We start from the raw sequence: 5,294 nt of genomic DNA, 5'->3' as shown, positions 1-5,294 counted from the left end.
GGTGTAAGTACTACTAAGTCTCCCACATCACAACAACAATCGCTGCATCCATTACAGCCACATGTGTCTGCTTTTACTGTGTCTTGAATATCATATAGTTTTCCATCTGAAATTTCTTCTAATATGTTTATCGATCTCATTTGTTTTCTTCCTCATTTCTTATTTACATCTTGTTAAAATTTTTGATTACATCTTATTATACTAAAAATTTAAATATCAACAAAGGGTGTGACATTTTTGACACACCCTTTATAAAATTTATACTATAGCCACACATTGAAGTGTTGCTTGCTCCATAACATCCTCTACATCTTTCTCACTTTTGTTTGGTGGATAATCATATTTTTTAATCTTCATCCTCATCTTAGCTTGAGCTTGTTTTCTTTCATGCCAAGCAGGGCATAGATTGTCTTTAACTGTTTTAGTTAATTCCTTTGCTATTTTTATAAGTATATCATCATCCATTGTATCAATTACTTCTGGATCTGCTGTTAATACATCGAAGAAGGCTTTTTCTTCATAAGTTAAATCCATAGCATCTCCGCTTTCTATTTCCTTATATAATTCATGTTTAAAATCTACTAGAGCTTCCAACACTTCATATACATTTTTCTCTCCCCTAATATAGTTTATATGTTGATTATACATGGATTTTGAGATATCTAGAGTTCCAAATTGATAACTTAAAATTTATAAAATGCTCCTCATCATTGCTTTTTCCTATTGATGGTTGTAATAAAAACTCTCGTCCCTCATAAATTAAATTATCATCATTAACATTCTTTAAATTTATATCATTAATAAAATTATTGATTGAATTATATACTTCTCTAGTATAATTATTTTCAACATCTACCACTATTCTTGTATATATATAATGATCATTGCTCTAATTTCTAAATTAATATTTTTGGCTCGTGAATAGTCATTTTTATATCATTATTTAACTCTATCTTATCATCTAAAGAAGATAAAATATTAGCTATTTTTTCTTGTTCTTCAAGAGAAGGTAAATCTATATCTAAATTACCAATTACAGAAGGCTTCAATGATGGATATGCAATAGTACTAGTCTCTGCAATACCTTGAAGGTACTCAGTAACATTAGGTAAGGTCAAATAATTATAAAGATAGCTATAATTAACATTCTCATTACTCCTTAATACTGCAAATCCAGTTGATACAATTAAATTCTCAATATCATTATTTTTTATAATACCATAATGTTTTTGATTAGGTATTACCGTAGATATTAGTATATCTCCTTTTTTACCTTTCTTTTTGCTCTTGAAGGAATTTTATCTTTACCTGATATAAGTATCAGCAATCTTTGTAATATCCTCATTACTAAGCTCTCTAAGTCTTCTATTTACCATATCACCCATTTTACGAGCATCTATAAATAAAGTCTGTCCTTTGTGTTTTTTATCTCTATTAAAGAACCAAATACAAACTGGTATTCCAGTAGTGTAGATAGTTTATCAGGAAGTGATACTATACAATCTACTAAATCAGCGATGTATTTAATAAAATCAATATAATACCCTTGTAATTAAAAAATCCCTTCCACTACATATAGTGAAAGGGATTTATATTTACTTACTTAAAGAGCTATCTTGATTGCTAGCTTTTCCAAGCATCAAATTAACTATATTATCATCAGATTTTATTTTCCAATTCTTATCTTCTTTTGTTAGATTTACTTTTCCAGTTCTGACTTCATTCTTACTAGACTTAACTTTTTCTAAAAAACTTCTACTCATATAATCTTCATCCATCTCTTTTCCACTAAAAGCATCTGCTAAACTTTCTTGTATAACTTCCATCATCATATTACTAAAATTAGGTCCATTAATCTCAACTTCAACAGATGCATTATCTCCATCAATTTCCTCTGATAAAACTTTAGCATCTATTTTTGAAAGATATAATTTAAGTGCTTCTTCCATAACTTCATCAGTTTCTTCCTCTACGTTATCAGAGGCATCTGATGTTTCTTCCTCTGTTTGTGAAATTGTACTTTCTATAAACTCATTTGCTTGTTCAGTATCTCCTTTTTTAAGTTGTTCAAAATATATATTTACCACATCTGTTGGGCTTTCTCTTTTACATCCAACTAATATGGTACCTAGTGATAATATTGTTATTATTAAAATAGCTAGTTTTTTTCTCATTATTTAATTCTCCCATTATTTTTTATTCTGTTTCAAACCAATCAGTAGTTATAGCTATATCTTCCACATCTTCTTCAAAAGGTGAAAGCTTTATTTTTTGCTTTGAGTTTTTATTGAAATTTTCTAGATAAATTATATCACTGCCTATAACTGTTCCTTCTTTATCTTTGTATTGAACATTATATGATAAACTTTTAAAATTAAAGTCTGATGTATTTTCTACAGTAGTTTCAAACTCTACATAGCCAAATTCATCAGTTGTCTTTTCAAATTCCATTTCTGTTGCAAGCTTATCTGCATAATTTTGTGATTCATTTTCTTTTTTAATAATTGTTGCCTTTTCTTTAAAATCTTTATATGTTTGCTCATGTTCCTTATCAATTTTCACGCCATAATCTTCAACTAGAGCTATCAATGCTGGCTTTCTTAATTTATCTGATTCTTGTATATATTTATCTTGTAATTCATAATCATCAGTTTTATTTGCTTCAATCTGTTTTTTTACACCCTCTATATAGTCTTTAGCATAAGATTTTAAATCTTTATCTTCTATATTATTTTGTTTTTCTTCTAAAGCATTAATCTCTTCTTCTAAAACTTTTATTGTTTCTTCTGTATACTCTTCATCAGAAAATGCAACGTTTTGTTCATACTTTTTTTCTAGATTTTCTTGATTTTTCCATCTTTTATTTATTGAGGTTTGGAATGTTTGTATAAACGCTTTATCTCCATTTAATTTATCTTGTGTTTTTCCATTTGATGAACAAGCCACTATTCCAAGAGTAAATGTTAAAATAGTTACTAGACTTAATATTTTTTTCTTCATAATACCCTCCACATTATTTTTATCCTCACACATTATAATATATGCACATTGTCGAAATTAGCATTTTTTTGTATATGTATTAAAATTTTTCTCATAAAAATGAAAAATAATAGCTATCTATGACTAAAAATAACTTTTCTCCATATAAAAAAGCTAATCGCTATACTATAGCAATTAGCCTATCATTTCAAAACCCATATTATCTAGCTTCACCATAACTTTTCAGATCACTCTTCATAGACATTGGTAAATACTTAATCACAAACACTGCAAATAAACAAGTCCCCACTTTATCAAGTAAATTACTCCCTACTTTAGCTATGAAAGAAGCTGCAAATATGCTACTACCACTGCTTTTTAACCATATAACTATAACATCTGATACTGTACCTGTAAGACCCCCATAAATAGCAATACTTATTGGTGTTCCTATTAATGGACAAACAACTGCTAGTACTAAACCTGTTATAAATGCACTCTTATAAGTAAACTTAAATTTCTTAGCTACAAATCCTACTATTAAAGCTACTGCCACATTAACTAGTAAAAAAGGAATATCTTTTATACTATACATAAATCCTGTTATTATATTTGTTAATGCTCCTACTACTGCCCCTTGTATTGGTCCAATTAAGGCTGCCGTAATTACAGTTCCCAGTGTGTCTAAGTAAAGTGGTAAATTTAATGCTTTTGTAACAATTCCTAATATTATATTTATTACTACGGATAAACCACAAAATGTAATCAACCTTGATTTGCTATTATTCATAATATTCCTCCATATTTTGACTTTTTCCAGTTGAATTGTATCATAAATTTATAGCTATACCAAGGAATTTGCATCATATATTTATAAATTCAATACAAGCCTACATTTATAATTTTTTTAAATAAGTAACTTGATCTTGCATTGTTCTTATATCTATATGTAAATCATTTTTATTCAATAACATTTCCAACTCTTCCATAAATACTCCAGCTTCATTTACCATAACAATACTTTCTATTTTTTCCTGCAAATTTGAACATCCTCCAAGTTCGCCACCATAGTTACCTTTACAAGTTAAGTTGTAACCACAGCTAGGACTTCCCTCTACGGACACTATACCTAAAATTTGAAACCTATCTTTGCTATTGTTGTATTCTTTAAGTTGTTCAATAATTGGATTTAATATTTCTTTGCAATTTTTTCTAAAAAAAGGATTATCAAACTGATTTTTCACATGACCCCAACGTTTTGAACCATACATGATAAACTCAGGACATGGAAGTTGTAATAATTCTATGTCTTTGTCAAAGACTTCTTTTAAAAGCTCTTTTCTCAATTGATTTTCTTCTTCCATTTCCTCCATATTGTAACCCTTTACCTTTGAAGCTTTATTTAATATACAATGCGATACTACTAAAATTTTCTCCATAAACCCTTCTCTCTTTTCTTTTTATAATACTTTTAATTCCTATAAATAATATTATAACATCTACACTTATTTCCAGTTAATTTAAATCTTGAATAAAAAATTCGCTTCACTTAAGCCACTGCGTGGGCGCTCCACTTCATGCTGCCAACGGCTTTGCCAGTTTCTCAAAATTTACTTTTTTACAACTTGTCAAATACATTGATAATACTTTAACCTATGAGTTTTCCACAGTTGCAAACTAAACATAATTTCCTTGTATGTAAAAAACCGTATCACTTACTTGTAATACGGTTTTAAATAATCAATTTTCAATGAATAGCAAAAATACTATTCATCACTCATATAACAATTGTTCTCTAAAATAAAAAATAATTTATAAATAAGTTAATATGTAAAACATCCCTTTAACTCATAAGTAATTTTCCTATATAACTCTCTTTGCCCATAAGTAAGTATTATTCCAGTAACTAGTATTTATTTTTGTCTTTTTCACCACATCTCCTGGTTTTGGTGAGTGTATCATTTCTCCATTTCCAACATATATGCCTACATGATTTACTGTGCCAGTTCCATTTGTACTTGAGAATATTAAGTCTCCAGGTTGCAAGTTGCTCTTACTTATAGTAGTACCAACTTGTGATTGATCTCTCGATGTCCTAGGTAAATTAATTCCTGCTCCATTTTTAAATATATAAGTCATAAGCCCTGAGCAATCAAAGGAACTTGGTCCCGCAGCTCCCCATATGTATGGTTTTCCTAATTGGGCATATGCTAAATCAACTACTGCCTTAACTTTATCAGAAGGTGTTGTTGAATTTTCTGTATTATCTGATGTTCCTGACGTAGATAAATATTCTTCACTTGACCATCCTATTT

7 protein-coding genes and 1 pseudogene are annotated in these 5,294 nt (G+C 28.7%); all 8 read right to left on the bottom strand.

The features are described 5' to 3' along the window. Positions 1–258 precede the first annotated feature (258 nt). A complete protein-coding gene (locus J7G74_RS09485; RefSeq protein WP_297134564.1) occupies positions 259–648 on the bottom strand; it encodes a type I restriction enzyme endonuclease domain-containing protein in 390 nt (129 codons plus the stop codon). Between the two features lie 248 nt (positions 649–896). After that, positions 897–1,277: pseudogene (locus tag J7G74_RS09480) on the bottom strand (restriction endonuclease subunit S); the annotation flags it as partial. A gap of 27 nt (positions 1,278–1,304) precedes the next feature. Next, a complete protein-coding gene (locus tag J7G74_RS16795) occupies positions 1,305–1,448 on the bottom strand; it encodes an N-6 DNA methylase (protein WP_334299740.1) in 144 nt (47 codons plus the stop codon). A 147-nt stretch (positions 1,449–1,595) separates the two neighbouring features. Beyond that, positions 1,596–2,174 carry a hypothetical protein gene (locus J7G74_RS09470; RefSeq protein WP_297134562.1) on the bottom strand — a complete coding sequence of 193 codons (579 nt, stop codon included), beginning with the start codon at positions 2,172–2,174 and terminating at the stop codon, positions 1,596–1,598. A gap of 22 nt (positions 2,175–2,196) precedes the next feature. Further along, the gene (locus tag J7G74_RS09465; protein ID WP_297134560.1) at positions 2,197–3,000 is read right to left on the bottom strand and encodes a hypothetical protein; all 804 of its coding nucleotides are present in this window, start codon (positions 2,998–3,000) and stop codon (positions 2,197–2,199) included. Between the two features lie 199 nt (positions 3,001–3,199). Further along, on the bottom strand, positions 3,200–3,769 hold the full coding sequence (locus J7G74_RS09460) for a CD3073 family putative ECF transporter S component (RefSeq protein WP_297134559.1): 570 nt from the start codon (positions 3,767–3,769) through the stop codon (positions 3,200–3,202). A 106-nt stretch (positions 3,770–3,875) separates the two neighbouring features. Further along, positions 3,876–4,418, bottom strand: a complete 543-nt coding sequence (locus tag J7G74_RS09455) for a CD3072 family TudS-related putative desulfidase (protein WP_297134555.1) — start codon at positions 4,416–4,418, stop codon at positions 3,876–3,878. Positions 4,419–4,842: 424 nt separating this feature from the next. Next, a partial coding sequence (locus J7G74_RS09450) for a C40 family peptidase (protein ID WP_297134553.1) occupies positions 4,843–5,294 on the bottom strand: 452 nt, incomplete at its 5' end.

It is taken from the genome of Terrisporobacter sp. (assembly GCF_017888745.1).
GTDB lineage: Bacteria > Bacillota > Clostridia > Peptostreptococcales > Peptostreptococcaceae > Terrisporobacter.
This window is presented reverse-complemented; position numbering and strand designations above follow the sequence as displayed.